Source organism: Polyangium sp. 6x1 (genome assembly GCF_029946515.1).
In the GTDB taxonomy this organism is placed as follows: domain Bacteria; phylum Myxococcota_A; class Polyangia; order Polyangiales; family Polyangiaceae; genus Polyangium.
Window position 1 is genome coordinate 160,441 of record NZ_JARZHH010000003.1, and the last position, 24,940, is coordinate 185,380.

The following is a 24,940-nucleotide window of genomic DNA, read 5'->3' on the forward strand; positions in this document are numbered from 1 at the left end:
CGACGCGCGGCCGGTTCGTGCAACGTTGCCCGAACTGTGAATGCCTGGTTGCGCAATCTGCGCAACGGCTCAATCCGGCGAGAGGTACGTGAACGTGACCGATTGATGAAAGTCGTTTCGGGCGTGACCGAAACGTAGCCCCTGATTGAACGAGATCTCGTATTGACGTCGGTCGCCTGCGCACATGGAGAGCAGCGACCACTCCGGGCCGATGGAGGCGCCGAAGAGCACCGGGCTCTGCTGCAGATCCGCCACGAACCCAGCCGAGAGGCCCGCAGCCGACGAGAACCACGGGCTCCAATTGACGCGGAGCGTGGCAGGCACGACGACGGAGACCTGCGTCACCTGATACATCGGATCTTCGAGGAATCGGTGCACGACGGTCAGCGTGCCGCCCGTCCGGAAATCGAATGTCGGCGTGATGCCGATGTTCATCACGAAGCCAGCCGCCGCGCCGAACATGAGCGCGCCGCCGTCGGTATGCACCGCCATCGCGGGGCTGAACGACCCACCGAAGTGGAGGCCTTTGCGATGCCGTGCCACTTCATCCATGGGGGACGGCCGAAACTCCACGCGTTCCGTCTTGCCGGCAGCGACGGTCGTCTGCCTCTTTTCGTGTGTACCGCCGGGGTATTCGATCTCGACGTCGTGCACGCCTGCCGTGACGGGCACCTCCAGCGGCGTCGCGCCCACGGCTCTCCCGTCGATGAAGACGTTCCCCTCGTGCGCCGTGCTCTCGATCCGGATCTTCCCGCCGCCCTGGATCGCCTGCGCTGGCAGGGCCGGCGGCGGCTTGCTGGGGTCGGCCGGGACGAGCTTGAGCGTCACCTTCTCGTTTGCGCCTTCCTTCACGTTGACGGTCGTGCTCGCGGGGTTGAATCCGCTCGCGGAGGCGGTGATCGTATGCGACCCCGGATTGACCTTGCGCGGAGCGGAGAGCGCCGCGCCCGGGATCGATGCGCCGTCCACCGCGACGACAGCGGCATCGCTCGGAGCGCCGTCCACGACGATGACCAGCGAAGGGATACGCGGCGTGAGCTTTTGCGCGAGCTCCGCGGCCTCTTCACGGGCTTTTGCGAATGCCGCGGGCTCGCCCGCATCCTTCGGGTGACGTGACACCTGCAATAACGTGTCGCGTGCCTCGACCAGCAATCCGCGCTCGATCTGAGCCTTGGCCAGCGGGAGGCCCGTGGACGGGACCTGCATGATCGCATGGGCCGCCTGATAAGCCTTGAGGGCTCCTGCATAGTCCCTCGCGGCAAACTTGGCGTCGCCCTCCTTCATGAGCGTTCGGGCCGTCTCCTTGTCGGCCGAGGATGGCTCCGCGAGCGCGAGGGACGGGGCAAGAAGGGTCGTCGTCAGCAAGAACGCCGCGGCGCTGGATACCTTCGTCAAACCCCTGAAGAAACGACCCAGCGTGACGCGATACGAAATCACCGACCGTTCAGAATCCATAATCCTTCTCGGGTAGCGGATTGCTTCGCCCTGGGCCCCCTGGCTTCGCGGACGGCTTCGGGCTCGCCCCCGACGCAGATGCTCCCGGAGCCGAGGCACTGGGCACGGACGCACTTGGCGCGGAGGCATTGGACGCGGACGCGCTTGGCGCGGGCGTATTCGGAGCGAGCTCCACGCGGCTCGAGACAGGCGCGACGACGGGCGGCTCCGGGGCGTCCTTCGCCGTCGGAGGCGCGGACGCCACGGTCACGCCAGGATCGTTTTCGACGGCCGGCGCCGACGTCTCGACGAGCGGTTTCACGGATCGTTTCAGGAAGACAAACGCCGACACGCCCGCGACGAGGCTCACCAGCACAGCGGCGATCACGGCCCAGCGTCGACCCGAGCCCGTCGTCCCCGACGCGCGGGTCCCGGCCTCGCCGACGTACGTCATCGCCGATGCGCCCCCCGCGAGCGAGCCCGGATCCTTCGCCGCGTCCCCGGAGCTCGTGTCCTTGTCGATGGAAGCGGAAGAGCCGACGGAGGGGAGAGATGCCTCTTGGGATGCTTCGTCGTCCGACGAAAACGGTCGATATTCATTCTCGACGACCGTGCGCATCTCCTGCCGACCGATTCCTTCGATCGTCGAGCCGACCCCGGTAGATTCTCCACGGGAAGCGTGGCGCGAAAGACCACCGCCCCTGGGAGCACGCGTGAGGGAAGGAGACGACGTCCTGCCGAGGGCGATGTAGAGCGCGTCTGCCATTTCTCGCGCCGAACCGAATCGCGCCGCGGGGTCGTGCGCGAGCGCCTGCTTGCACCATGCGTCGACCTCGGGCGGGATGGCGCTCACGATCTGGCTCGGCGGAACGAAGCGCCCCGCCTGCATCGCCAGGAACAATGCGCCGATGCCATTTTCGTCCGAAAATGGGAGCTTCCCCGTCATCGCGCGATAGGCGACGATCCCCAAGGACCAGAGATCGGCGCGGAAATCCACGTTCTTCGCGTTGAGAAGTTGCTCGGGACTTGCGTAGAGGATGGTGCCTACGATCATCCCGGTGCTCGTCACGTCGCTCGATTCGCCGCCACCCGGCTTCGCAATGCCGAAGTCGAGCACTTTGACGAAGATGTCGCCCTCCGTGTCCAGGAGGAAGATGTTGCTCGGCTTGACGTCGCGGTGCACGATTCCGAGCCGATGGGCCTTGCCGAGCGCCTTGCTGGTCTGTGAGACGATCTTGGCGACTTCGTCGAGGGGCAGGGGGCCTTCACGCTTGATCCGCGTCGACAGATCCTCCCCGTCGAGGAGCTCCATGACCATGTATGGGGTCCCGTCGCTCGTGATCCCGTGGTCGTGGATATTTACGATGTGAGGACTCCCGATCTGGGCCGCGCTCGTGGCCTCGCGCTGGAAGCGCATCCGCGTCGCCGGGTCGCTGGCGTGCACATCCGCCACGAACTTGACCGCGACCTGCGTTTTCAGCCCGAGGTGGTCCGCGATCCACACGCTTCCCATGCCGCCCCTGCCGAGCAGGCGCACGAGCTTCACGTGCTTCGAGACCGCGTATCCGGGACCGAGGCCCATGCACAGACGACTACCACAGCTCCCGGTCGATCGGCTATTTTCGTTGCGCAACTTCCCTTCGTTTGGCGGTGCCGCCCCCGGGGACCCCGGGCTCCGACGTCGCAGCCATGGCCGACGCTACGCGCAACCGGGATGCGCAGCTCGAGAAATGTACAGTTTGGCTGATGGCGCCGGAGGCAGCCTCAGCTCGCCGGCCGCGAATACGCCCGCGAGAGCGCGTTCAAATCGCGGTTTTCCAGCACGCGCCTGTCCGCGCCGTGTCTGGCCACCTGAAGCATCGCCCGCCCCACGTCTTCGGTCGTGATCACGTACTTCGGGATCAAGTGGCGCCACAGGGGGAAAAGCGGCCCCATGAGGGCGTAGCCGACGCGATAGAGCCTCGTCTTGGAGACGATGCCGTGGCGCGGCTGGATGTACCCCGGCCGGGCCATGTAGCTCGCCTTGAAGGGCATCCGCAGCAGCGCGTTCTCCGTCTTGCCCTTCACCCGGGCCCACATCCAGCGACCGCGCTCGGTGCTGTCGGTGCCCTGGCCGGAGACATAAATGAACGTCATCCCGGGGCTGACCCGAACGAGCGTCTCCGCCGCCGCCATCGTGGAATCGTAGGTGATGCGGTGATAGTCGGCCTCCTTCATGCCGGACGCGGAGACGCCGAGGCAAAAGAAGCAAGCATCGTATCCGGCGAGCTGCCCTTCGATTGCGGAGAAATCGGTGAAGTCCTCGTGGAGGACCTCGCGCAGCTTTTCGTGCTGCCGACCCGTCGCGCTGCGCACCACCGCAAGCACGCTCTCCACGTCGGGGTCGAGCAGACACTCGCGCAGCACACCCTGCCCGACCATCCCCGTCGCACCAAAGAGAAGGACTTTCATGACTCCTGCCCTCGACCTATCGCTTCTTGTCGCGCGGCCTGCGTGACCCGACGCGGCCGCCCTCCGCGCGCGGGCTCGCGTGCGCCTTCGCGCCCGCCTCTCGCAGCGGCAGGCACATCACGCGCGCCGCGACGCTCATGCTCTCGAGGAACGCCTCGCGCGTCGCGGCGCTGTGCTTCAACCCGCGCGCCGTCGCATACAGCGTCTCCGCGAGCTTTTGACCGCTGACCCCCGCGGGCTTGTAGACGGCCCCGAGCCCGGAGGCTCGCAGGGCCTTGGCCACGGCCTCGACAAACCGCCCTTCCTGCTCGCCGACGCGGGGGCCGACGAGCTCCTTCGCGGCGGCTTCGAGGTCCGCGGCGTCGGGCCCGAGCGCGCCGACGAACCGGCCGACCCACGCGTCGAACGCCACCACGAGCCTCTTCTCCAGCGGCAACCCCGCGTCCGCGAGGGCCGCCGTCGCGCTGGCGAGCGCCGTGACGAGGAGGTGCTCCACCGAAGCACGAAACAGCTCGTCCTTGGTGGCGAAATGCAGGTAGAGACCCTGCCGCGAAATGCCCGCGGCGCGCGCCACCTCGTCCATCGACGCTTTGCGGAAGCCGAACCGCGTGAACACCGTGAGCGCCGCGTCCATCAGCTTGCGACGACGCGCGTCCTCCACGTACCTTTCGCCGGAGCTCGTCTCGCTCACGTGGTCAAGCTTTACAACCAATGTTGAAGTTGTCAACACGCTTGACAAGGATGACGTGCGTTGTCAACGTCGTCCCGTGCGACCGTCTGCTCCCTCGCCCCGTCCCGTGGCGAGCCGCTCGCTGCGCCATCTGCGGCTCGCCGCCGTGGCCGCTGTGGCTGTCGGGCTCGTCGTGGCGCAGCGCCTGGGCCTGTTCGAGGTCTTCCGCGAGCCCGCGCGCATCAAGCAGGCGCTCGTGGAGCTCGGGCCGGGAGGGTATGCCGCGTTCGTCGCGGCGTACGCCGCGCTCCAGCCGTTCGGTGTGCCGGGCACGATTTTCATCCTGGCGGCGCCGCTCCTATGGCCGTGGCCGGTGGCGTTCGTGGTCTCCATGGTCGGCACCATGGCGGCGAGCGTGGTGGGCTTCTCGTTCGCGCGCTTCGTCGCGCGAGATTGGGTCTCGAAGCGCGTACCGGCGCGCTTCCGCGCCTACGAAGAGGCCCTCGAGAAGCGGGCGTTCTTCACCGTGTTCATGCTCCGCCTCGTCTTCTGGATGCCGCCCATGCTCCACGTGTTCTTCGGCATCTCCCGGGTGCGCTTCCAGACGCATTTCTGGGCCTCGCTGGCCGGGTACGTCCTGCCCCTCCTCGTGACCTCCTATTTCGGCGAAAAATTCTTCGCCGCCATGCGCGACGCACCTCCCTCGGCGTGGATCGGCCTGGGCGCCGTGGTGGTCACGCTCGTCGTCCTGTTCTGGCGCATCAGCCGCCGCTCCATGCAAAAGGTCATTCCCTCCTGAGCTTGCGGCTGCCCGGGCTGAGCATCGTCACCGCGGCGCCGCGAGGTGCCTCCGGAGGGTCTGGTGCGACTTGTGCTTCCAATTCCATGCAACCCTCCGCCGCGCTCAGCGCCACCGCCGTCCGCCCGCTTTCCATGGACATGCAGAGCCCCTCCCCGTACACGATCATCGAGACCCTTTTCGAGGGTCGGGGGACCGTCGTGCTCCGCGCCATCCGAGAGCGCGATGGGCGCCCGGTGATCTTGAAGGCGCTCGATCCGAAGCGCAGCCGGCCGCAGGACATCGAACGATTGAAACACGAGCAAGCGCTGGGCGAGGCGTTGAACCTCCCCACCGTCATCAGGCCGCTCGCCCTCGACACGTATCACGGGCAGCCGGCGCTCGTTCTGGAGGATACCGCGGGCACGCCCCTCGACCGCTTGCTCGGGTCGCCCATGGAGACGGAGCGCTTTCTCCGGCTCGCGATTCGCATCACGACCGCGGTCGCGGACATTCACCGGCACGGCGTCGTCCACAAGGACATCAAGCCCCAGAACATCATCGTCAATCCCGCGACGGGCGAGGCGAAGCTCACGGATTTCGGGATCGCGTCCCGCCTCCCCCGCGAGCACACGTCGCCGCAGAGCCCGGAGCAAATCGAGGGCTCGCTGCCGTACATGTCGCCGGAGCAGACAGGGCGAATGAACCGGGCGGTCGACTCTCGCACCGATCTCTACTCGCTCGGCGTCACGTTCTACGAAATGCTCACGGGCAGGGTCCCCTTCGAGGCGCAAGATCCACTCGAGTGGATTCATTTTCACCTGGCGCGCGTCGCCCCGAAACCCTCCGAGGTCGTCCCCGCGGTGCCCGAGGCCGTCGCGCGCATCGTGATGCATTTGCTGGCCAAGATGGCCTGCGACCGATATCAGAGCGCGCGCGGCGTGCTTCACGACCTGGAGATGTGCCTCGCGCAATGGCTCGCGGTCGGGCATATCGAGCCGTTCGCCCCGGGCGCGCTGGACGTTCCGGACCGCCTCCAGATCTCGCAGAAGCTTCATGGGAGGGAGGCGGAGGTCGCCGTCTTGTGCGACGCCTTCGAGCGCGTCGTGGCCACGGGGACGCCGGAGCTCGCGCTCGTCGCCGGGGAGCCGGGGACCGGGAAATCCGCGCTCGTCCACAAGCTCCACGAGCCTGTCGTCCGGGAGCGGGCCTTCTTCGTTTCGGGCAAGTTCGACCTGATCAAGAGCGATATCCCCTATTCGACGATCGTCCAGGCCTTTCAGGAGCTCGTGCGCGAGATCCTGGCCGAGAGCGAGGAGCGGATCGGGGCGTGGAAGCAGCGGCTCGCGGCAGCCCTCGGGGTCAATGGGAAGCTCATCGTGGACGTGATCCCGCAGGTCGAGCTCGTCCTCGGGGAGCAATCCCAGGTCCCCGCGCTGCCGCCGGGCGAGGCGCGGAACCGGTTTCACATCGTATTCCGGCAGTTCATCGGCGTCTTCGCGCAGAGAGAGCACCCGCTCGTGCTCTTCGTCGACGACATGCAATGGGCCGACTCGGCGAGCCTCGCGCTCCTCCAGGACCTCCTGACGGATCCCGAGATGCACAGCCTCCTCGTCGTCGGCGCCTATCGCAATAGCGAGGTGCCCCCCACCCATCCGCTGATCCTCGTGACGAACGAGGTGCGGAAGTCGGGCGTGCGTGTCTCCGACATCGTGCTCGGCCCGCTCTCGAAGGGGCAGCTTGCGGCGTTCATCAGCGACACCCTCCGCTGCTCGGTGGAGGAGGCGAAGCCGCTCGCGGAGCTGGTGCACGAGAAGACGGCCGGCAATCCGTTCTTCGTGATCCAGTTCCTCGCCGCGCTGTACGAGGAGCGCCTGATCGAATTCGACGAGGACGCCGTCGCCTTTCGGTGGGACGTGGCCAGGATCCGCGAGAAGAGCTTCACCGACAACGTGATCGACCTCATGGTCGACAAGCTGAAGCGGCTCCCCGCGAATACCCAGGACGCCTTGACCAGCGTCTCGTGCCTCGGCAACCGCGCGGACGCCGCCACGCTCGCGATGATTCGCGGCGACGCGGAGGACGAGGTGCACGCGGCGCTCTGGGAGGCCGTCCGCGTCGGGCTCGTCCTCCGCCTGGGCGATTCCTACCGTTTCGTTCACGACCGCATCCAGGAAGCGGCCTATTCGCTCGTCTCGCTGGAGCACCGTGCGGAGGTGCATTTGCGGATCGGCCGGCTCTTCCTGGCCAACATGCCCGAGGGGGCCATCGGGGAGCAGATCTTCGATATCGTGAGCCAGCTGAACCGCGGGGTGGAGCTCATCACCGACCCGCGCGAGAAGGCTTCGCTCCGGCGGCTCAACTTCCAGGCGGCCATGAGGGCGAAGGCGACGGTCGCCCATGCGTCGGCACGAAATTACCTGGCCCAGGCGACGGCGCTCCTGCCGAAGGACGCCTGGAGCGCGTCCTACGACGAGACGCTCGAGCTCTATCTGGAGCGATCCGAGTGCGAGTATCTCGTCGGCAACTTCGAATCGGCGGACGAGCTGTTCAACCTGATCCTCGCGCACGCTCGCTCCAATCTCGACCGCGCCGCGGCGATCGGGCTGCGCATGCGGCTCTACCAGGTTTCCGGGAGGTACGACGACGGGGTGACGGTCGCGCTGGAGGCGCTGCTCCTCTTCGACGTGACGTTCCCCGATTCGGATGAGTCGCTGAAAGCGGCGACGGAGGCCGAGGTCGAGGTGATCCGGTGCCACCTGCGTGGCCGCCGCGTCGCCGACATCTTCGACGCGGCCGTGGCCACCGATCCCGACGGGCGCACGATCATTCGCTTGCTCGTCGAAGCGGCGCCTTGCGCATACATCGGGCGGCCGAAGCTCTTCCCCCTGCTCGCCCTCAAGGCGGTGAGCTCGTCCCTGCGGTACGGCAATACCCAGGAGTCGTGCTTCGCTTACACCGTTTATGGCATGATGCTGGTGTCCGAATTCGGCGACATCCCGCTGGGCTATGCGTTCTCCGAGATGTCGCTGCGGCTGAACGAGAAGTTTCACGACCCCCGGCTGAAGGGGACGCTCCTTCACCTCCACGGCGACCACATCAACTTCTGGCGGAGGCCCTTCGTCACCGGCATCCCCATCCTGGAGCGGGCCTTCCAGGCGTGCCTGGAGGTCGGAGATCTCGTTTATGCCGGCTTCCTCGCCTTCGAGACCGTCTGGCAGGCCGTGGAGAAGGGCGATCCGCTCGACGAGGTGCTCGAGATATCGAGAAAATATGCCGCGTTCGCCAGGCAGAGCCATAACGTGCCGGTCTACGAGACCATCCGGCTCGAGCGGCAGTTCGTGGCTTGCTTGAAGGGCGCGACGCAGGGGCCGACGAGCTTCGACGACGCCACGTTCCACGAAGCCGCGTGCCTCGCGGCCATCACCCGCGCGACGTTCGGCTGCGGCATCGTCTTTCACGACATCATGAAGCAGATCACGGCATTCATCCATGGACGTCACGCCGAGGCGCTGTCGTTCGCGGCACGAGCGGCGGCGAACCTCGGCGCCGCGATGGCCATGCCGATCGAGGCCACGCACCATTTCTTTCACGCGCTCACGATGGTGCAGCTCCTCCCGGACGCTCCCGCCGGCGAGCGGGGGGCGCTCGCGCAGCGCATCCGGGGCGTCATGCAGAAGCTCGCGCTCTGGGCGGAGAACTGCCCCGAGAATTATCTCAATCGATACGCCCTGGTCTCGGCCGAGGTCGCGCGCGTGGAGGGGCGTGACCTCGACGCCATGCGCCTCTACGAGCAGGCCATCCGCTCCGCGCGGGAAAACGGCTTCGTTCATAACGAAGGGATCGCCAACGAGCTCGCGTCGCGGTTTTACCGGGCGCGAGGGTTCGAGCAGGTGGCCGACACGTACCTCCGCGACGCCCGCGCCTGCTACGCGCGCTGGGGCGCCGATGGCAAGGTGAGGCAGATCGACGAGCAGCACCCGCACGTCCAGGAGCATAGGCCTCTCACGCCCACGGCCACGTTCGCGCTGCGCACCGAGCAGCTCGATCTGCTCTCCGTCGTCAAAGCCTCGCAGACCATTTCGGGCGAGATCCTCCTCGACGAGCTCGCCCGCACCCTCCTCCGTGTCGTCCTCGAAGAGGGCGGCGCCCAGAAGACGTATCTGCTCCTCCTGCGAAATGGCGACCTCTCGATCGAAGCAGAAGCGCGCCTCGAGGAGAGTGGGACGGTGACGAGGCTTTTGCCGTCGCTGCCGATGACGTCGTCCCCCCTCGTCCCGGCCATGATCGTGAGATACGCGCAGCGGACGAAGGAGCGAGTGCTGCTCGACGACGCGACGGCGAGCAAGTTCGCCGCGGACCCGTACATCGGCCGCGAGCGGCCCAAGTCGGTCCTGTGCATGCCCATTCTGAGGCAGGCCAACGTGGTCGGGCTGCTCTATCTCGAGAACAACCTGCTCATCGGAGCGTTCACGCCCGATCGGCTCGTCGCGCTCTCGCTCCTCGCGGTCCAGGCTGCCATCTCCCTGCAAAATGCGCGGCTCCTGTCCGACGAGCAGGCAGCGCGGGCCGCGGCCGAGGAGGCGGAGCGACGCTCGGCGTTCGTAGCCGAGGCCGGGGAGCTGCTCTCGGAGTCGCTCGATTACGAGGATACGCTCGAACGCCTGGGTCGATTGTGCGTGCGATCCTTGGCCGACTGGTGCGTGATCGACACCGTGGAGGGGGACGAGCTCCGGCGCATCGCCGTGGTGCACAGAGACCCTGCGAAAACGCCGCTGCTCGACGAGCTTCAGCGGCGATATCCGCCCCGCAAGGATTCGTCCCACCCGGCCGCCAGGGCCCTCGCCACGGGGGAGCCGATCCTGCTGTCCGAGCTTTCCGACGAACGCCTCCAGAGCTATACCGAGGACGAGACACACGCGAGGATCATTCGAGCGCTCGGGCTCAAATCCATCCTCGCCGTGCCGCTCATTTCGCGTGGACAAACGCTCGGGGTGCTCTCCCTCGTCTTGTGCGCGCCGGGCCGCAGCTATGGAAGCGCCGACCTCGAGCTGGCGAAGGAAGTGGCGCGCCGGGCCGCGAGCGCGATCGACAATGCGCGGCTCTATCGGGCGACCCAGGAGGCCATCTGCGCGCGCGACGAGTTCCTGTCCATGGCGTCGCACGAGCTCAACACGCCGCTCACGTCGTTGATGCTCTCATTGCAATCGATGAGCCGAGCCAGCCAGTCGGGGCCCTCGAGCGACCCGCAGGTCATGACCAAGCTGACCGAGCGTGCCTTGCGTCAAGGCGCGCGCCTGCGCCGACTCAACGATGATCTCCTGAGCATCGCGCGGGTCCACACGGGTCAGCTCCCGCTCGAGCTCGCCGCCGTCGATCTCACGGCCCTCGTCCAGGACGTGGTCGAGCAATTCAGATTGCAGCTCTCGCAGGCCCGGTGCTCGGTGTCGATCCACGACTCCGTTCGGGTCGTGGGCCACTGGGATCCCGCCCGGATCGAGCAGATCGTCGTCAACCTGCTGTCGAACGCGACCAAATTCGGGGCCGGCAAACCCATCGAGATCTTCATCGACCGGGAGAACGGGATCGCGCGGCTCGCGATGAAGGATCACGGAATCGGCATCGACCCCGCGCAGCAGAGCCGCATTTTCGAACGCTTCGTGCGCGCCGTGCCAAGCAAGTCTTACGGCGGGCTGGGGCTCGGTCTTTACCTCAGCCGCAAGCTCGCCGAGGCGCATGGCGGCTCGATTCGCGTGCAGAGCGAGCCTTCCGCCGGAGCGACGTTCATCGTCGAGTTGCCTGTCGCCGGGCCACCCATCGCCACCGGCCGAGGCGAGGCGTAGGGCGAGCGAGAAGCGAAGGCATGCCCGTTGCACGGGTCCACGCTGGATGCGGCTTGCATATCGCTCGCGCATGAAGCGAGTGCGGCCCCACCCATGAGGACATGACCATGCTTGCAAAGACGAACCTTTTTCTTCTCTGCGCTTTTGCCACGGCAGGCGCGCTCTTGCTCGGCTGCGGAACCAGCGACCCTCCTCGAATCGATGGCACCGGTGGGAGCGGCGCAGGCGGCGCGGGCGGCGCGGGTGGCGCGGGTGGCGCGGGTGGCACAGGTGGCACAGGGGGAACGGGCGGCTCCACGCCCGGCTGGGTGCTCCCTGCATGCGAATCGGTGAGCGGGACATCCGCCGTGACCTTCACGCACGATGAAGGTGCAACCCTCGCAAACACCCCGGGAGAGCTCCAGGGAATCGGATACACCTACGGGCTCGCGGCGCTCGATACGCCGAACACGCTGCTCGCCGAGCACAAGGGCAAGGTCTTGCGCTCCGAGGACGCCGGCTGCACCTGGAAGGAAGTGGGCACGGTGGCGGGTAGCAATTACAGGATCACGGCCGCGAAGGGAGGGCTCGCGTATGCGTGGGCCGAGAACGGGCCCGGGTTCTATCGAATCGATGAGACGGGGCCTCACGCCTTTTCGACGCCCGCGCCGAACATCATCGGCCTCGGCGTCGATGCGGCCGACGGCAAACACCTGCGCATCGGCGACGCGAGCGGCAGCCTGCACGAATCGCACGACGGCGGTGAGACGTGGTCCAAGCAGGGCACCCCTCCCGCCACGGGCAGCGTCATCGGTTATCGTTTCGCCTTCGATCCCGCAAACCTCGATCACGTGCTCTGGGGCCAGTCCGTGGGCGGCAGCTCCGTCACGTTCGACGGCGGCGCGACGTGGTTCGAGAGCGAGGGCCTCGGCGCGAATGGTGCGAATGCGTTCTCCCTCGTCGTGTCTCCGGTGGACGGGGACGTCGTCTGGGCCGAGGCGCTGGAGATCGGCCCTGACATCCGCCACATCTATCGATCGACGGACGGCGGAAAGACCTTCGCCGTGGTCGTCACCGACTCGCCGGACGTCCAGCTCATCAATGGTACGCTGCTCGTCCCGCACGCGACGGACGCGGCCGTGCTCTATTTCGTCTTCGGCATGGAGTACCAGGATTACGGGACAGACCTCTTCCGGTACGACCACGCGACCGGCAAGGTCGAAAAGACGCACAACAGCTACGACGAAGTATCGGCCATCGTCGCCTCGCCCGCGGATCCGAAGCTGCTCTATCTGGGGCTGACGGTCGAGAACGGCGGCTAGGACGACCTATCGACAGCTCACGCCTCCGCGGGTCGGAATGGGAACTCCAGCGTGAACGCCGCCCCGCGACCCGGGCCCTCGCTCTCCGCGGCGAGGGTCCCGCCCATGGCGCGGGCCACGAGCGCCGAGGAATGCAATCCGAAGCCGTGGCCGCCTTTCCGCGTCGTGAATCCGTGCTGAAAGATCTTCGTCAGCAACGCGGAGTCGATCCCCACGCCATTGTCGATGACCTGGATACGCACCCGGTCCTCTGCCGGTCGCGCGAGCCGTACCGAGAGGCGCTTGCCCTCTCCCCCCCGCTCGTCGAGCGCCCATTTCGCATTGGCGAGGAGGTTCAGGACGATCTGGAGCAGCTTGTGCTTGTCACAGAGCGCCCGCGGCAGCGGCGAAAGCGCCCGATCGACGACCACCCCGCCGCGGCCGCCGCTCGCCATCGCCATGCGGAGCGCGTCTTCCAGGACCGCCGTCAGATCCACCGGCTCATCGAGGTTCGTCACCGTGGCATAGCTCTGCTGGAAATCGACGATCGCGCGGATGTGCGTCACGTGCTCCTCGAGCGCGCCCACCAGGGAGAGAAGCTCCGTCCGCTCGGCGGCGAGGTTCTGGCCGAGCTTGCCGAAATACTCCGGCAGCCTTCGCCCGCGCTCGTCTTTCAGGAAAAACCCGGCCAGGTCCGCCTTTTGCGCGTCGAGCATCTCCGCCGCCTTGAGGATGGGCTCGACCCGCAGTGCGCGCAGCCGCTCGGAGAGCATCGCGCTCGACGTGTTCACGTGGTTCAGCACGTTGCCCACGTTGTGCAGCACGTTGGACGCGATCTCCGTCATGCCCGCCTGCCGCGCCAGCTCGAGCGAGCGTTGCTGCGCCTCCCGCAGCTCCGCCGTGCGCTCCTCCACGCGCCGCTCGAGCTCCTCGTTGGAGCGCCGCAGCGCCTCTTCCTGCCGCTCGAGCGCGGCGTTGGCCCGGACGAGCTCCTCGCGTTGCGCCTCGAGCTCGTGATTCGCGCGAGCGAGTTTTTCGCGCTCTCCCACGAGCTCGCCGTTCGCCGCGGAGAGCTCTGCCGTACGCTCCTCCACCCGCCGTTCGAGCTCGTCGCGCGCCACGCGCAGCGCGCCCTCGCTCCGCGCAAGGTCCTTCATGGATTCGTCGAAGGGCAGGAGGATGCGGCGGAAGACGAATGCGCCGAGCAGGAGCATCAGGGCCACGGTCCCGACGGGCAGCGCCCGTTGTACCTGCCCGAGCCAGCGCAGATCGGACCCGGCGCGCTTGCTGATGTCCGCGTCGAGGGTGACGAGTGCCTCCGCGAGTCGCTGCGTCGCCGCCTGGAATCGCTCGAGATCGGGGTTGTTCCTGAGCGATTGATGGTCCGAGCGGAGCACGCGCACGGCGCTCTTCTGCACCTCGCCCCAGAGGGGCTCCGTGGCGGCGAGCCGCTCCTTCGTCGCAGGATCGTCCTCGGCCAGGAGCGAGACCTCCGCACCGCCGATATGCGCCTTTCCCCCGAGCTGGAGCGCCGCGAGGTTCTGCGCGAGCTCTCCCTCGAATTGCTTTGCGAGCTTTCGTTGCCGGAGCAAAAGGTCCCAGTCGGACGTGGAGAGCCCCACGACGGCGAGGTACGTGGTGCTCTCATAACGATCGAGCAGCTCGCGCGTGGCGTCGGACGCCGAAGCCAGGAGGCGTCGTTGCTCGGTGCGGAGGCTGATCTCGCGCACCGCCATCAGCGAGGCGAGCTGCAAGGCCACGCTCGCCGCGACGAGCACCACGAAGGACCGGACGAGGCCGCGTGTGCCCGCGCGTGGCGGCGGTGCGTTCATCGGATCGCCACGGTCCCCGCCTCTTCGGCGGCGTTCTTCATGGATCGGTGTCCATCGTATTGGGCGTCCTCGACGGGCACGAATCGCTCGATGAGCGCCGCGTCGAGCAGGCGCTTTCCGTCCGGATCCTGGTGCATGCCGAGGAGCGTCCGTCGGAGCGCGGCGCGGAGCTCCGCCGGCAGATCCGGCGAGACCACGAGCGGGCTCACGGTCATGGGACCGATGCTCTCGAGGACCCGCATCTCGCCCGCGCGTCCGAGGTGCTTTTCGCGATCGTAATCGAGCACCAGGCTGTCCACCCAGCTCGCATCCGCCTCGCCCGCGGCCACCATGCGGATCGACTCCTCGTGCGAGCCGGAGCGTACGATCTTGCCGAAAAAGCCGCTCGCGAAGCCATGTTCCATCAGGTGGTGGCGGGGCGCGTTGTACCCCGTATGCGATCGCTCGTCATTGTAGACGAGGGTGCGGCCCCGGAGATCCTCCAGCGAATGATAGGAGCTCCCGCTCCGCACCACGAGATCCGCGAAGTACACGGGCCGCCCCCCGTAACGAGGGTACTTCATGATGGGCCCGGCGAGCAGCTCGACGCGCGGGGTGGGCATGTCGCGCAGCACGGTATAGGGCAATCCGCAGATGAAACCGAGCTGCACGGCGCCCGTCTCGAACATGCTGTTGATGGTGCTGTAGGCGAGGCCCGTCGTGACCTCGATCGTGATCCCATTTTTTCGGGCCACGTAATGCGCGATGCTCTCGTAGAGATTGATGCCGGACTCCGAGACGAACGCCCCGCTCATCACCATGCGCACGGGGCGCGCGGCCGCCGCGGGCGTCTCTCCGGTCACGAGCTCGGAGGGGTCGGCTACGCGCTCGTCCTTGGGCCCAGCCCAAAGGACGCCGATCGTCGTGGCCGCGACGAGGCCCCCCAGAAAGCCCCAGATCCCCAGTGATTTCAGGCCCGCCCCCATTCCCCACCCCTCCCTCCCGCGCTAGCGGCGCCCCATGGCGAATGCGATGCCGCTTTGCAGCGTCCGTTGCGTCGATAGCCCGGAAAAACCCTGGCCCAAGGCCACCAGCGTCCGCGCCACCTCGGGCCGGATTCCCGTGAGCATGACGTCCGCGCCGAGCAGGCGCGCGCTCTGCGCGATACGCACGATCTCGTCGGCAATTTCAGGCGTGACGCGAGGCACGCCGGTCACGTCGAGGATGGCCACGCGCGCCCCGCGCGCCACGATGCCCTGCAGGAGCGTCTCTTGCGCCTGCTGCATCCGCGAGGGCTCGAGCTCGCCGACGAGGGGCATCACCACGATATCGTCGGTGATGGGGATGAGCGGCGTGGAGATCGAGAGCAGCGTCTCGGTCTGCGCGCGCATGGCGTCCTCCCGCGCGCGCTGCAGCTTCATCGCCTCGTCGCGTCGCCGCTCCTCGGTGACGTCGCGCAGGAGCACGAGGGATTCCTCGGCGTCGATGCCCGCGACGCGCGCCTCGAAATGGCGGGAGCCGGTCTCCTCCTCGCGCCGGAGCTCGAAGAGCTGCGCGTGCCCGGTGTCGATGGCGAGCCCGACGTGTTCGGCCATCTGCGCGCCGAGCTCCGTCCCGAACACCGCGGAAATGGGCTCACCCGGCCGGAACGCGAGCACCGACGCGGCGGCGCCGCGCGCGGGCTTGAAATCGCGGCAGACGCCATCCCGCGACACGACGAGCAGCGCGTCGGGCAGGGCCTCGAGGATCCCGCGGTTCTTTGCTTCGCTGCGCCGGAGATCGGCCTCGGCGTGGGCCGAGCGCTCGGCCTGGTTCCATTTCTCGGTGAGCGCGCAGGCGATCTGGCGGACCTCCACCGGATCGAAGGGCTTCTTCAAGATCAAGAAGCGATCGGTCACCCCGAGCTTCGCGGTGATCTCGGCCCAGGAATGGTCCGAATAAGCCGAGCAAATGACGGCCTGCAAGGTCGGATCCTCGGCCCAGAGGTGCGTCAGCGTCTCCAGCCCGTCCCAGCCCGGGGGCATGCGCATATCGACGAAGGCGAGCGCATAAGGAGCGGCGACGTCGCGGGCTTGCCGCACCTTCTCCAGCGCCTCGGCGCCCTGCGAGGCGAAGCTGAGCTCGAAACCCAGCACGGGGAGCGTGGCGGTGTGACCCCCGAAGATCGATGCCTCCATGGCGTCGAGGTCGTATGTGTCCAAACGACATTTCAGTATGTCTTGAAAGTCGCGATGAATGGAGTCGCTGTCGTCCACGACCAGGATGCGTCGATTTTTGGACAGGTTGGCTTCCATGGTTGCCTGGAACCCAAGGTCTCATGGAAACAAGCGCGCGTCTATCGGACAGACGCTGGAATCGTGCGCCGTCGATACGGACACGAACAACCTGAAGACGACATCGAGGAGGCGTGCATTTGCTGCGCGCGACTTAATTCAATGCGGACGTTCCGGCGCCGTCGCCCCGCGAGCCTTCACGGTGCCGGCGTCGATACTCAGCGGGGGATCTTGTATCGCAATTCGACGAGCCCACGGCCGAATCGGGTGATGCCCTCGAGCTCGAGCGGGCCCGGAATCGAGGCCGGCAGGAGCGGCGCCCCGCTGCCGAGCACCACGGGAGCCACGGCGAGCAGGATCTCGTCGAGCAGCCCTCTCCGCGCGAACTGCGCGACGAGGTTGCCACCGCCCATCAGCCATATGTGCTTTCCCTCGGCCGCGCGCACCATCTGCTCGTGCACGGCGCCCACGTCCTCGGTGGTGAACCGGATGTCCGCGCCCGCGAAGGTCGGCAGCGCGCGATGGGTGAACACCCAGGTCGGCAGACCCGCATATGGCCACGTTTGCAGGCCTTCGGCGAGGAGGAACTCGTAGGTCGCGGCGCCCATGGCCAGCGCGCCCACGCCTGCGATGAAGGCCTTGTAGTGCGCGTCCACGCCCTCGGCGTCGTTGAACTGAAAGAGCCAGCCAAGGCGGCCGTCGGCGTCGGCGATGTACCCGTCGATGCTGGCCGCCACGTAGTATTGCGTTCGTGTCATGGTCGAAAGCTACCCGAGGATTCCTGACACCTTCTGTCAGTGTTTTTCTGGCATGATGGGGACGTGCGATCCAGCCGGCTTCTCGCGCTCCTTCTCATGCTCCAGCGGCGTCGACACGCCACGGCGACCGAGCTCGCCGACGAGCTTTCGGTCTCGGTCCGCACACTCTACCGGGACATCGCGGCGCTCTTGGCGGCCGGGGTTCCGCTCTGGACCGAGTCGGGTCCGGGCGGCGGGATCCGGTTGGCTCCGGGCTGGCGTACGCACCTCGATGGCCTGACCGCCGAGGAGGCGAGCGCGCTGTTTTTGTCCGGGGCGCCGCAGGCGGTCGCGGATCTCGGATTGGCCACGGTCGCGGTGACGGCCCGCGCCAAGGTCGACGCGACGCTGCCGGCGGAGCTGCGCGGTCGTGCCGGGCGGATCCGGGAGCGATTTCTGCTCGATGCGCCGGGGTGGTTTTCGCGTCGGGAAAACCTCGATGCGCTGCCCGCCGTTGCCGAGGCCGTCTGGGAAGGTCGTCGGCTCGATCTGCGCCACGGGGAGAGGGCGGCTCGCCGTCGCGTGGACCCGCTCGGGCTCGTCCTCAAGGCGGGCACGTGGTATCTGATCGCGCGGCATCGGCGGGCGATCAAGACCTACCGGGTCAGCCGGATCCACCGCGCCGAGACGAGGAAGGAAACGTTTGTCCGACCAGATGATTTCGATCTCGCGGCATGGTGGGCCGAGTCCTCGGCGGCGTTCGACAGGTCGCTCTTGACGTACCCTTGCCGCGTTCGCCTCTCGTCCCGCGCGCAGAGGCGCCTCCCCGACGTCGTCCCGCACGACGCCGTGCGACGGATGCTGGAGGAGGCGGGGCCACCGGACGCGGAGGGGTTTCGGACGGTGAATTTGCTTCTGGAGAGTGAGGACGTGGCCACGGACCAGCTCGCGGGCCTGGGCGACGGCATCGAGGTGCTGGAGCCTTCGGCCTTGCGCCATCGTCTGTATCGGGTGGGCATGGGGATGGCGCTGCGAAATGGTCCGGGGTCATGCGACGACGCGCGTGAGGGCTCGACATGACCGACGCGAATGCCAATGCAATCCGGGCCCTGGAGGCGCTGTATCGCACCTTCGCACGTTACCCGCTGCGCGCGCGGATCGTAGGCTGCCCGCACTGCGTGGGACAGAAAGACGACGCGCCGCTCCATCGCGCACCGCTCCGGGCGCTCCGGGCCGCCGACCTCGGGTCCTACGCATTCAAGGCCATGACCACCTGGGGAGACGTCGACGACTACCGGCATTTCCTCCCGCGCATCCTCGATCTCTCGCTCGATCGGCCGCCCGAGCCCGGCCTCGAACCCGCGCAGATCGCCGACAAGCTCCGATATGCCGGATGGTCCACCTGGCCGGAGGACGAGCAAAAGGCCATCACGGAGTTCGTCATGGCCACATTTCAGGCCGCCCTCGCGTGGCACCCCGACATCCGCGCGGAGAGTTCTCCACGGCCGTGCTGGGAGGTCTGGGATGCGCTCGAATTCGCCGCGACCGCCCACGGCGACGTCTCGATGCTGCTCGCCGCGTGGCCCATGCAAGGAAACGCGAGCCTTCTGCACTTTGCCGATCTGGTGCTACGCTGGGCAGAGCAATCGCATGAGCTCGAAAGGGTCGCGGGCCTGAAGCTCCGACGATTCCTGCTCGACGCCACGAAAATATCCATCCTCGAAGCCGTCTTCGCCGCGTATTTCGACGAGCCCTGGAGCTGTCGGATCGCCGAGGCGGTGGACGTCCTCGTCGCGCTCGGCCCCGCGCCCCCGTGACCCCTCGACCTCGGGAGGCACGGTCCGCTATGCTGCGTCCGCGTGTACCTCCCGAAAACGTTTCAAGCGACCGACCCTGCCGAGATCCACGGCTTCATCGAGGCCCATTCGTTCGGCGCCCTCCTCGTCCCCCACGGCGACGGCTCCCTGGAGATCGCACATCTGCCCTTCCTCCTCGATCGCAACGCGGGCCCGCATGGCAGCTTGCGCGCCCACGTCGCCCGAGCGAACCCCATCTGGAAGCTCGCGGGCCGGCCTGCGACGGTCGTCTTTTCGGGTCCCCATGGCTATGTCTCCGCCCGCTGGTACGAACACCCGCGCGAGCAGGTGCCGACCTGGAACTACATGGTCGTGCACGCGCACGGGCGCCTCGAAGCCCCCACGGATCGAGCGAGCCTCGCGGCCGTGCTCGACGATCTCTCCTCGTTCCACGAGCGCGGCGCGAGCGAGCCATGGCGCATAGAAGACCTCGAAAGCGGCGTACGCGAAGACCTGCTCGACGCAATCGTGGGCCTCACGCTCCCCATCGAGCGCCTGGAGGCGAAGTTCAAATTGAGTCAGAATCGGTCCCCGGAGGACAGGGCGCGGGTGATCCGCGCTCTCCGGGAGCGCGGGGGGCCCGACGATCTCGCGATGCTCGAATGGATGGAACAACGATGACGTCGTGGCATGACGAGCTCGCTCGGCGGATGGCGGGGCCGCAGCGGCATCGGCTGCTGCAGGGGGATCCGATGCTGCCGCTGATGCGCCCTGCGGTGGAGGCGCCTCCAAGCCGGTGGCCGAGGGATTCCCGCCGCGCCGACGGCAAGATTTCGAGTGGGAGTCTCCACGAGCCCCCGTGGGTCGAGCTCGAGGCGCTGCGCGCGGACGGCGCAGGGCGGCGGACGCGGGACCTCCTGCACGACGAGGAGCGAATACGATTCCAGGATCACATGGGCTGAGCCATGCGCCCATCACGTCAGCCGCTCGAAGGCGGCATCGAGCTCGGGCGCGTCGGGCACGGCGATCAGAAAATCGCGCTCCAGGGTCTCTCGCAAGTCTCGGCCGCTCTCCAGCACGCGGCGCTCGCTCGGGCCGCCGAGGTGGTGGACGGTGAATTGCCGGTTTCGAAGCGTGTAGCGGCGATCGGGGATGGAGCGGGCCACCATCAATCCGGTCCGAAAATGCGAGCGCGGATGCGTGTACAGGTAGTAGTTGGACACCTCGAAGTCGACCGGATACTGTGGTTTGAGGTCAAACCAGTAGGTGCTCCTCCAGGCATCACCGATCTTCGACTGCATTAGAAAATCGCCTTCTTTCTCGAGCAGCCGAAAGGGTTCGTGAGGGGTCGCCTGTTCGGTGCCTAGCTCGAGGCGCAAGGGACCGGTGAGGACCTGCCCCCCGAAGCCAACGTCGGCGATGTACGGCTCGTCGTCCAGGTCGATGCGCAAGAGCATGTGACTGCGCGGCGTGATCGCGTCGTCGGTGGTATTCCAGAGGACACGCGCCGCGAGGTCGGTCGTACGAAAACCAAGGGCAGCGAGCGCCGCCTGGAAGAGGCGGTTTTGTTCGAAGCAGTAGCCCCCGCGCCGGCCCTTGACGAGCTTTTCCTCCAAGGCCGGGAGGTCGAGCAGCACCGGCCAGCCGAGGAACGGGTTCAGGTTCTCGAACGGAATGGTTTCCGTGTGACGGAGGATGAGCTCGCGCAGGGATTCGAGCGTCGCCGCCCGCGGACCCGTGTAACCGACACGTCGAAGGTATGCGTCGAGGTCGATGGTCATCTCGTCTCGGGAGGTTACGTCACGGCGTCGCCGTGGGCCCAACTTGCAGGGGTTGTCCTGTCTCGGCTGGACACGATCCGACGCGGGCGGGCGCGGCCGGTTCGTCTCGTACAGAGTCCACGAATCTCGAGCGTGGCGGCCGCTCCGCCTCGACCTTGCGGCGCGCGGCGTTACACTCTCACCCATAACTTCGTGAGAGCTTCCGATCTCGTCGATTACCTGCACGAGTGCCGCGCGCTCACCCTGGCCGAGCTCGAGGCCATGATCTCGCGGGAGACCGCGTGCCGCGGCGTCCTGTACGAGCGCATGCTCGAATACCCGATGCGCAGCGCGAAGGCGCTCCGGCCGGCGATCTGCATCGCGACCTGCCGCGCGCTCGGAGGGCGGCTCGAGGCGGCATTGCCGTCCGCGGCGGTGCTCGAGCTCTACCATAACGCATTCCTCATCCATGACGACGTCGAGGACGGCTCCGAGCGGCGGCGCGACAAGCCCACGCTGCATGGGGTCTATGGCGTCCCCATCGCGGTGAACGTCGGAGACGCCATGCTCGCGTTCGCGCTCGGGCCGCTGCTCGACAACACCCGGACGCTCGGGGTGGGCAAGGCGCTCCGCATCCTCGAAGTCGTCCACCGTATGGCCAAGGAGTCCGCCGAGGGACAGGCGATCGAGCTCGAATGGATCCGCGAAGGCGCTTTCGACCTCGACGACGCCGATTACGTACGCATGGTCGAGAAGAAGACCGGCCATTACAGCTTCATCGCGCCCGTGCAGATCGGCGGGATCATCGCCGGCGGACAGGCCGCGCGCCTGGATGCGCTGGCCCGCTTCGCCGCGGCGCTCGGCGTCGCGTTCCAGATTCAGGACGACGTTCTGAACCTGACCGCGGACGAGGGACGCTACGGGAAGGAGATTGGCGGCGATCTCTGGGAGGGCAAGCACACGCTCATCCTCATGCACGCGATGCGCTCGGCGCCCGAAGAGGAGCGCGCACGCGCACGGGCCATTCTGCGCAAGAAGAGGCCGCCGTACGCGGGGGCCTCGCCGTGGCCGTCCGAGGCATTGAAGAGCGAGGACGATGTTGCGTTCCTCCTCGCGCTGATCCGCCGCCACGGCAGCGTCGCCCACGCCCAGGGCGAGGCGCGGCGGAGAGCGGGCGAGGCGGTCACGGCGCTCGCCGCGGCGCAGAGCGGGCTCGGGCCCTCGGTGCATCTCGATTTCTTGTCCGGCCTCGTTGATTACGTGATCGATCGGGATCGATAGGGGAGGGAAGGGACATGAACAAGGGACCGCGGATCGACGAATCCGAGAGAGCCAACCCGGGACGGGAGCAATCCGAGCGCCTCAAGGACGCGCGGACCGCGGTGCTCGAAGGGCTCGCGGAGGCGCTCGGGAACCTGCACCGGCTGAGGGAGATCACGGACGAACGTGGCGGCCCCGAGCTGCCGCGCGTCCCCGTCGGGGAGGGCGGGACCGACGGCGATCTTTTGATCGAGCTCATGCGATTGCACCTCGACATCATGAACCGCGTGCTCGCGTTCGGCCGGGACCACGCCGACCTCTTCATGCGCCGGCTGGAGAAGGCACGCGCGCCCCGCGCGGGCGCTCCGCTGCGGGCGCTCCGCATCTCCGGCCACCCCGGCGGGGAGGCCGTGGGCCAGTTTGTCCTGGAAAACGCAAGCCGGAGCGAGGTGGCCATCTCGGTGCATGCCTCGGCGCTCACCAGCTCCGATTGCAGCGAGCCGTTCGAGGGATCCATTCGCGTCACCCCGGCGGAGGCGCGCCTCGGTCCGGGGCAGGAGGCGCTCGTGGACGTGCGGGTCACGCTCGAACGAGCGCGGTTTTCCTCCAGGCAGCATTATCGCGGCATGATCGAGGTGTCCTCGCCGCAATCCCCTCGGCGCGACGTCCCGCTCTGGATCGACGTGCTCGATATGCCCGCGCCCGCCGAGCCGCCCGCGTCCGCGGACGAAACGGGCAGGACGACGCCATGACGAACGGAGAGGATTTGCCGCGTGTGGTCCTCGGCCATCCCGAGGATGAGCTCTCCGCGATCCTCGACGAGCTGCGGGCCGCCATGATGGCGCACCCGCTCGCCGCGGAGGCATTCTTTCGCGCGTTCGTCGCCGAGGGGCGCCGGTTTGCCCTGACGCCGGAGGGGCGGCGTTATCGGGCGGAGCTCGCGGGCTCGGAGCTGATACGTCGCGGCCGCATCCTCTGGGATACCTGTGCCATGAGCCTCGGCGACGGCGACGCGGCCGCGCCCTTCTCGGTCTTCGACGCGCTGGTCCTCGCGACGCAAGTCGAGGCATTGGAGCCCATGCTCTCCAGATTCTTCGCGCTGGGAGGCGACGATGCCGAGCCGGATCCTCGATCGCAGGGCTGACGCGCTGGACGACCACGAGCCGGTGCTCGATCTCGTCTTGGGCATCATTGCCGCAGGCAAGAAGCTCGACGTCGCGCTCGCCCATCGTGGCGAGCGCGCGCAGGGAGGTGGGGGGGAGGAGGACGAGGTGCTCCATTTCGTCCTCGGCCTGATCTCATTCCGGATCCATGCACTCTCGGTCCTCGAGGCCGCGCGTGTGCCCTTGCCGGCGGAGCGGGAGCGCGCTGGGCAAAGCCCGCCCCTCGGGGGGCTTTTGCGCTGACCATGCTGCCCTTCTCTTTGCTCGCGCGCCTCGACGCGTTTCGTTTTCCGTATGCCGCGCGCGTGGACCGCGTGGCCCACAAGGAATGGTTGCATTTCTGCGTCCATGGCCCGGGCGTCGATGCGATCGTGAACTTCAGCGTCACGGGCAGCTCCGAGGGCGCTGCGCGCGCGCAGGTGACGGCGCTCGTGCGTGAGGAGCAATGGGACGGCGATGTGGAGGCGTATGCCGAGGAGGACGTCGTGTTCCGCCGCGATCGGCTCGGGGCCACCTTCGGGAAGAACCGCCTCGAGCTCTCCGGCGAGCGGTATGAGATCGCGGTGACGCTTGCGGAGCGTCCGATTTCGATGTCCCTTTCCCTGCGGCCGACGACGTTACCGCTCTCCAAGCGACAATTCGCGCTCGGCAGCGCCGGATCGCTGCACTGGCTCCTCGTCCCACGGCTGGTCGCCGCGGGGACGATCGTCGTCTCCGGTCGCACGCACCGCTTCGAGGGCGCGCCAGCGTACCACGATCACAACTGGGGCCGGTTTGCCTGGGGCGGCGATTTTGCGTGGGAATGGGGCTACGGTCTACCCGCTTCGGCCGGCGCGCCGTGGAGCGTCGTTTTTTCGCGCCTCGCCGATCGCGGCCACCACGAGATGCGCACGCAGGCGCTCCTGCTCTGGAGGGGCGCGAAGCTCCACCGCGTGCTGGCCAGCCGCGATATCGTGGTCCAGCAGGAGGGATACCTCCGGCCGCGGCGCGTCCTCAAGGTGCCCCGGGTGATGGCCCTCCTCGCGCCCGAGACCGCGACGGACGTGCCGCGGCGCATCGATATCCACGCGGCCGCCGAGGGCGACGAGCTCCACCTTCGTTTCGAGGCCGAGGAGGTCGCGCAGATCATCCTGCCGAACGACCACGACCTCGGGATCACCATCATCAACGAGATCCGTGGTTTTTTGCGATTGAACGGAGTGGTCCGCGGCGAGCGGGTCTTCATGGAGGGTCATGCGATCTTCGAGCGCGTCAGCGCCTGAGGCCTCGTTCGCCGCGTTCCTCGCGGAGTCGCTCGCGGCGCTGCGGCGCGATGGGCCCTGGATCTTCGCGCGCCTGTGCGAGCGGCTCGCGCGCCGCGAGTTATGCATCGAGGTGGACGGCGAGGCGCTCGGCCTGCGCTGCGAGATTCACGATATCCACCTCGTCGAGGCCCCGCGCTCGCCTGATATCCTCCTGCGTACGGACCGGCGGACGATCCTGGATCTGGTCGACGCGCGGAGCACCTTGCTGGAGGCGCTGCTCGAGGAGCGGCTCGTGGTGCTGGCGCGCTTCGAGGACGTGAGCACCCTGCACGACGCGGTCCAGATCTACCTGCACGGAGCGGTCCGCGCTCGGGCATTTCCGGCCATGCTGCGACGGTTCCGGCAATCGGCGGCGAGGGCGGATGGGGCGGCTTGATACG

At 67.5% G+C, this 24,940-nt stretch carries 22 protein-coding genes; 13 read left to right on the forward strand and 9 right to left on the reverse strand.

Annotated features, from left to right (window positions below):
* Nucleotides 1–69: 69 nt before the first annotated feature.
* From QHF85_RS05715 to QHF85_RS05730, 4 genes are all read right to left on the reverse strand, one after another.
* Nucleotides 70–1,455: a PEGA domain-containing protein gene (locus QHF85_RS05715; protein WP_281326035.1), complete on the reverse strand. Its 1,386-nt coding sequence runs from the start codon at nt 1,453–1,455 to the stop codon at nt 70–72.
* On the reverse strand, nt 1,445–3,016 hold the full coding sequence (locus tag QHF85_RS05720; protein ID WP_281326036.1) for a serine/threonine-protein kinase: 1,572 nt from the start codon (nt 3,014–3,016) through the stop codon (nt 1,445–1,447). The genes QHF85_RS05715 and QHF85_RS05720 overlap by 11 nt, the downstream gene beginning before the upstream one ends.
* Before the next feature lie 182 nt (nt 3,017–3,198).
* Nucleotides 3,199–3,885 carry an NAD(P)H-binding protein gene (locus QHF85_RS05725; protein WP_281326037.1) on the reverse strand — a complete coding sequence of 229 codons (687 nt, stop codon included), beginning with the start codon at nt 3,883–3,885 and terminating at the stop codon, nt 3,199–3,201.
* Between the two features lie 16 nt (nt 3,886–3,901).
* Nucleotides 3,902–4,576, reverse strand: coding sequence for a TetR/AcrR family transcriptional regulator (locus QHF85_RS05730; RefSeq protein ID WP_281326038.1), 675 nt, complete (start codon nt 4,574–4,576; stop codon nt 3,902–3,904).
* A 106-nt stretch (nt 4,577–4,682) separates the two neighbouring features.
* Between QHF85_RS05730 and QHF85_RS05735 the strand changes: the two genes are divergently transcribed.
* From QHF85_RS05735 to QHF85_RS05745, 3 genes are all read left to right on the forward strand, one after another.
* A complete protein-coding gene (locus tag QHF85_RS05735; RefSeq protein WP_281326039.1) occupies nt 4,683–5,354 on the forward strand; it encodes a VTT domain-containing protein in 672 nt (223 codons plus the stop codon).
* A gap of 86 nt (nt 5,355–5,440) precedes the next feature.
* Nucleotides 5,441–11,176, forward strand: coding sequence for an ATP-binding sensor histidine kinase (locus QHF85_RS05740; protein WP_281326040.1), 5,736 nt, complete (start codon nt 5,441–5,443; stop codon nt 11,174–11,176).
* A gap of 107 nt (nt 11,177–11,283) precedes the next feature.
* A complete protein-coding gene (locus QHF85_RS05745; RefSeq protein WP_281326041.1) occupies nt 11,284–12,477 on the forward strand; it encodes a sialidase family protein in 1,194 nt (397 codons plus the stop codon).
* 17 nt (nt 12,478–12,494) lie between these two features.
* Here QHF85_RS05745 and QHF85_RS05750 read toward each other — a convergent pair whose 3' ends face one another.
* The 4 genes from QHF85_RS05750 to QHF85_RS05765 form a co-directional block, all read right to left on the reverse strand.
* Nucleotides 12,495–14,288 (reverse strand): ATP-binding protein, encoded by a 1,794-nt coding sequence (locus tag QHF85_RS05750; protein ID WP_281326042.1) that lies wholly within the window; start codon nt 14,286–14,288, stop codon nt 12,495–12,497.
* Entirely contained in the window at nt 14,285–15,253 is a 969-nt protein-coding gene (locus tag QHF85_RS05755) for a PhnD/SsuA/transferrin family substrate-binding protein (RefSeq protein WP_281326043.1), read from the reverse strand. Before QHF85_RS05755 ends, QHF85_RS05750 begins: the two co-directional genes overlap by 4 nt.
* Nucleotides 15,254–15,274: 21 nt before the next feature.
* Complete coding sequence (locus QHF85_RS05760) at nt 15,275–16,444, reverse strand: response regulator (RefSeq protein WP_281326044.1); 1,170 nt, start codon at nt 16,442–16,444, stop codon at nt 15,275–15,277.
* Nucleotides 16,445–16,758: 314 nt separating this feature from the next.
* Complete coding sequence (locus tag QHF85_RS05765; RefSeq protein ID WP_281326045.1) at nt 16,759–17,298, reverse strand: dihydrofolate reductase family protein; 540 nt, start codon at nt 17,296–17,298, stop codon at nt 16,759–16,761.
* 63 nt (nt 17,299–17,361) lie between these two features.
* On the opposite strand from QHF85_RS05765, the gene QHF85_RS05770 reads away from it, so the two are divergent.
* From QHF85_RS05770 to QHF85_RS05785, 4 genes are read left to right on the forward strand one after another with little or no spacing between them, the layout of a single operon-like run.
* Nucleotides 17,362–18,357, forward strand: a complete 996-nt coding sequence (locus QHF85_RS05770) for a WYL domain-containing protein (protein WP_281326046.1) — start codon at nt 17,362–17,364, stop codon at nt 18,355–18,357.
* The gene (locus tag QHF85_RS05775; RefSeq protein ID WP_281326047.1) at nt 18,354–19,094 is read left to right on the forward strand and encodes a hypothetical protein; all 741 of its coding nucleotides are present in this window, start codon (nt 18,354–18,356) and stop codon (nt 19,092–19,094) included. The genes QHF85_RS05770 and QHF85_RS05775 overlap by 4 nt, the downstream gene beginning before the upstream one ends.
* Nucleotides 19,095–19,136: 42 nt before the next feature.
* On the forward strand, nt 19,137–19,754 hold the full coding sequence (locus tag QHF85_RS05780) for an FMN-binding negative transcriptional regulator (protein WP_281326048.1): 618 nt from the start codon (nt 19,137–19,139) through the stop codon (nt 19,752–19,754).
* Complete coding sequence (locus QHF85_RS05785; protein ID WP_281326049.1) at nt 19,751–20,035, forward strand: hypothetical protein; 285 nt, start codon at nt 19,751–19,753, stop codon at nt 20,033–20,035. The genes QHF85_RS05780 and QHF85_RS05785 overlap by 4 nt, the downstream gene beginning before the upstream one ends.
* 12 nt (nt 20,036–20,047) lie before the next feature.
* On the opposite strand, the gene QHF85_RS05790 is transcribed toward QHF85_RS05785, so the two are convergent.
* The gene (locus tag QHF85_RS05790; RefSeq protein WP_281326050.1) at nt 20,048–20,854 is read right to left on the reverse strand and encodes an arylamine N-acetyltransferase; all 807 of its coding nucleotides are present in this window, start codon (nt 20,852–20,854) and stop codon (nt 20,048–20,050) included.
* A gap of 192 nt (nt 20,855–21,046) precedes the next feature.
* Here QHF85_RS05790 and QHF85_RS05795 point away from each other — a divergent pair, with 192 nt between their 5' ends.
* From QHF85_RS05795 to QHF85_RS05820, 6 genes are read left to right on the forward strand one after another with little or no spacing between them, the layout of a single operon-like run.
* The gene (locus QHF85_RS05795; protein WP_281326051.1) at nt 21,047–22,114 is read left to right on the forward strand and encodes a polyprenyl synthetase family protein; all 1,068 of its coding nucleotides are present in this window, start codon (nt 21,047–21,049) and stop codon (nt 22,112–22,114) included.
* Between the two features lie 14 nt (nt 22,115–22,128).
* Nucleotides 22,129–22,845: a hypothetical protein gene (locus QHF85_RS05800; RefSeq protein WP_281326052.1), complete on the forward strand. Its 717-nt coding sequence runs from the start codon at nt 22,129–22,131 to the stop codon at nt 22,843–22,845.
* Nucleotides 22,842–23,237 carry a hypothetical protein gene (locus tag QHF85_RS05805; protein ID WP_281326053.1) on the forward strand — a complete coding sequence of 132 codons (396 nt, stop codon included), beginning with the start codon at nt 22,842–22,844 and terminating at the stop codon, nt 23,235–23,237. The genes QHF85_RS05800 and QHF85_RS05805 overlap by 4 nt, the downstream gene beginning before the upstream one ends.
* Nucleotides 23,206–23,499 carry a hypothetical protein gene (locus tag QHF85_RS05810; protein WP_281326054.1) on the forward strand — a complete coding sequence of 98 codons (294 nt, stop codon included), beginning with the start codon at nt 23,206–23,208 and terminating at the stop codon, nt 23,497–23,499. The genes QHF85_RS05805 and QHF85_RS05810 overlap by 32 nt, the downstream gene beginning before the upstream one ends.
* Nucleotides 23,500–23,501: 2 nt before the next feature.
* The gene (locus tag QHF85_RS05815) at nt 23,502–24,518 is read left to right on the forward strand and encodes a hypothetical protein (RefSeq protein WP_281326055.1); all 1,017 of its coding nucleotides are present in this window, start codon (nt 23,502–23,504) and stop codon (nt 24,516–24,518) included.
* The gene (locus QHF85_RS05820) at nt 24,490–24,936 is read left to right on the forward strand and encodes a hypothetical protein (RefSeq protein ID WP_281326056.1); all 447 of its coding nucleotides are present in this window, start codon (nt 24,490–24,492) and stop codon (nt 24,934–24,936) included. Before QHF85_RS05815 ends, QHF85_RS05820 begins: the two co-directional genes overlap by 29 nt.
* Nucleotides 24,937–24,940: the final 4 nt, after the last annotated feature.

Coding starts and splice junctions, on each gene's coding strand:
- QHF85_RS05820 (WP_281326056.1), top strand. CDS start 24,490: ATGCGATCTTCGAGCGCGTCAGCGCCTGAGGCCTCGTTCGCCGCGTTC.
- QHF85_RS05725 (WP_281326037.1), bottom strand. CDS start 3,885: ATGAAAGTCCTTCTCTTTGGTGCGACGGGGATGGTCGGGCAGGGTGTG.
- QHF85_RS05815 (WP_281326055.1), top strand. CDS start 23,502: ATGCTGCCCTTCTCTTTGCTCGCGCGCCTCGACGCGTTTCGTTTTCCG.
- QHF85_RS05790 (WP_281326050.1), bottom strand. CDS start 20,854: ATGACCATCGACCTCGACGCATACCTTCGACGTGTCGGTTACACGGGT.
- QHF85_RS05785 (WP_281326049.1), top strand. CDS start 19,751: ATGACGTCGTGGCATGACGAGCTCGCTCGGCGGATGGCGGGGCCGCAG.
- QHF85_RS05745 (WP_281326041.1), top strand. CDS start 11,284: ATGCTTGCAAAGACGAACCTTTTTCTTCTCTGCGCTTTTGCCACGGCA.
- QHF85_RS05750 (WP_281326042.1), bottom strand. CDS start 14,288: ATGAACGCACCGCCGCCACGCGCGGGCACACGCGGCCTCGTCCGGTCC.
- QHF85_RS05810 (WP_281326054.1), top strand. CDS start 23,206: ATGCCGAGCCGGATCCTCGATCGCAGGGCTGACGCGCTGGACGACCAC.
- QHF85_RS05755 (WP_281326043.1), bottom strand. CDS start 15,253: ATGGGGGCGGGCCTGAAATCACTGGGGATCTGGGGCTTTCTGGGGGGC.
- QHF85_RS05740 (WP_281326040.1), top strand. CDS start 5,441: ATGCAACCCTCCGCCGCGCTCAGCGCCACCGCCGTCCGCCCGCTTTCC.
- QHF85_RS05765 (WP_281326045.1), bottom strand. CDS start 17,298: ATGACACGAACGCAATACTACGTGGCGGCCAGCATCGACGGGTACATC.
- QHF85_RS05800 (WP_281326052.1), top strand. CDS start 22,129: ATGAACAAGGGACCGCGGATCGACGAATCCGAGAGAGCCAACCCGGGA.
- QHF85_RS05760 (WP_281326044.1), bottom strand. CDS start 16,444: ATGGAGGCATCGATCTTCGGGGGTCACACCGCCACGCTCCCCGTGCTG.
- QHF85_RS05775 (WP_281326047.1), top strand. CDS start 18,354: ATGACCGACGCGAATGCCAATGCAATCCGGGCCCTGGAGGCGCTGTAT.
- QHF85_RS05720 (WP_281326036.1), bottom strand. CDS start 3,016: ATGGGCCTCGGTCCCGGATACGCGGTCTCGAAGCACGTGAAGCTCGTG.
- QHF85_RS05715 (WP_281326035.1), bottom strand. CDS start 1,455: ATGGATTCTGAACGGTCGGTGATTTCGTATCGCGTCACGCTGGGTCGT.
- QHF85_RS05805 (WP_281326053.1), top strand. CDS start 22,842: ATGACGAACGGAGAGGATTTGCCGCGTGTGGTCCTCGGCCATCCCGAG.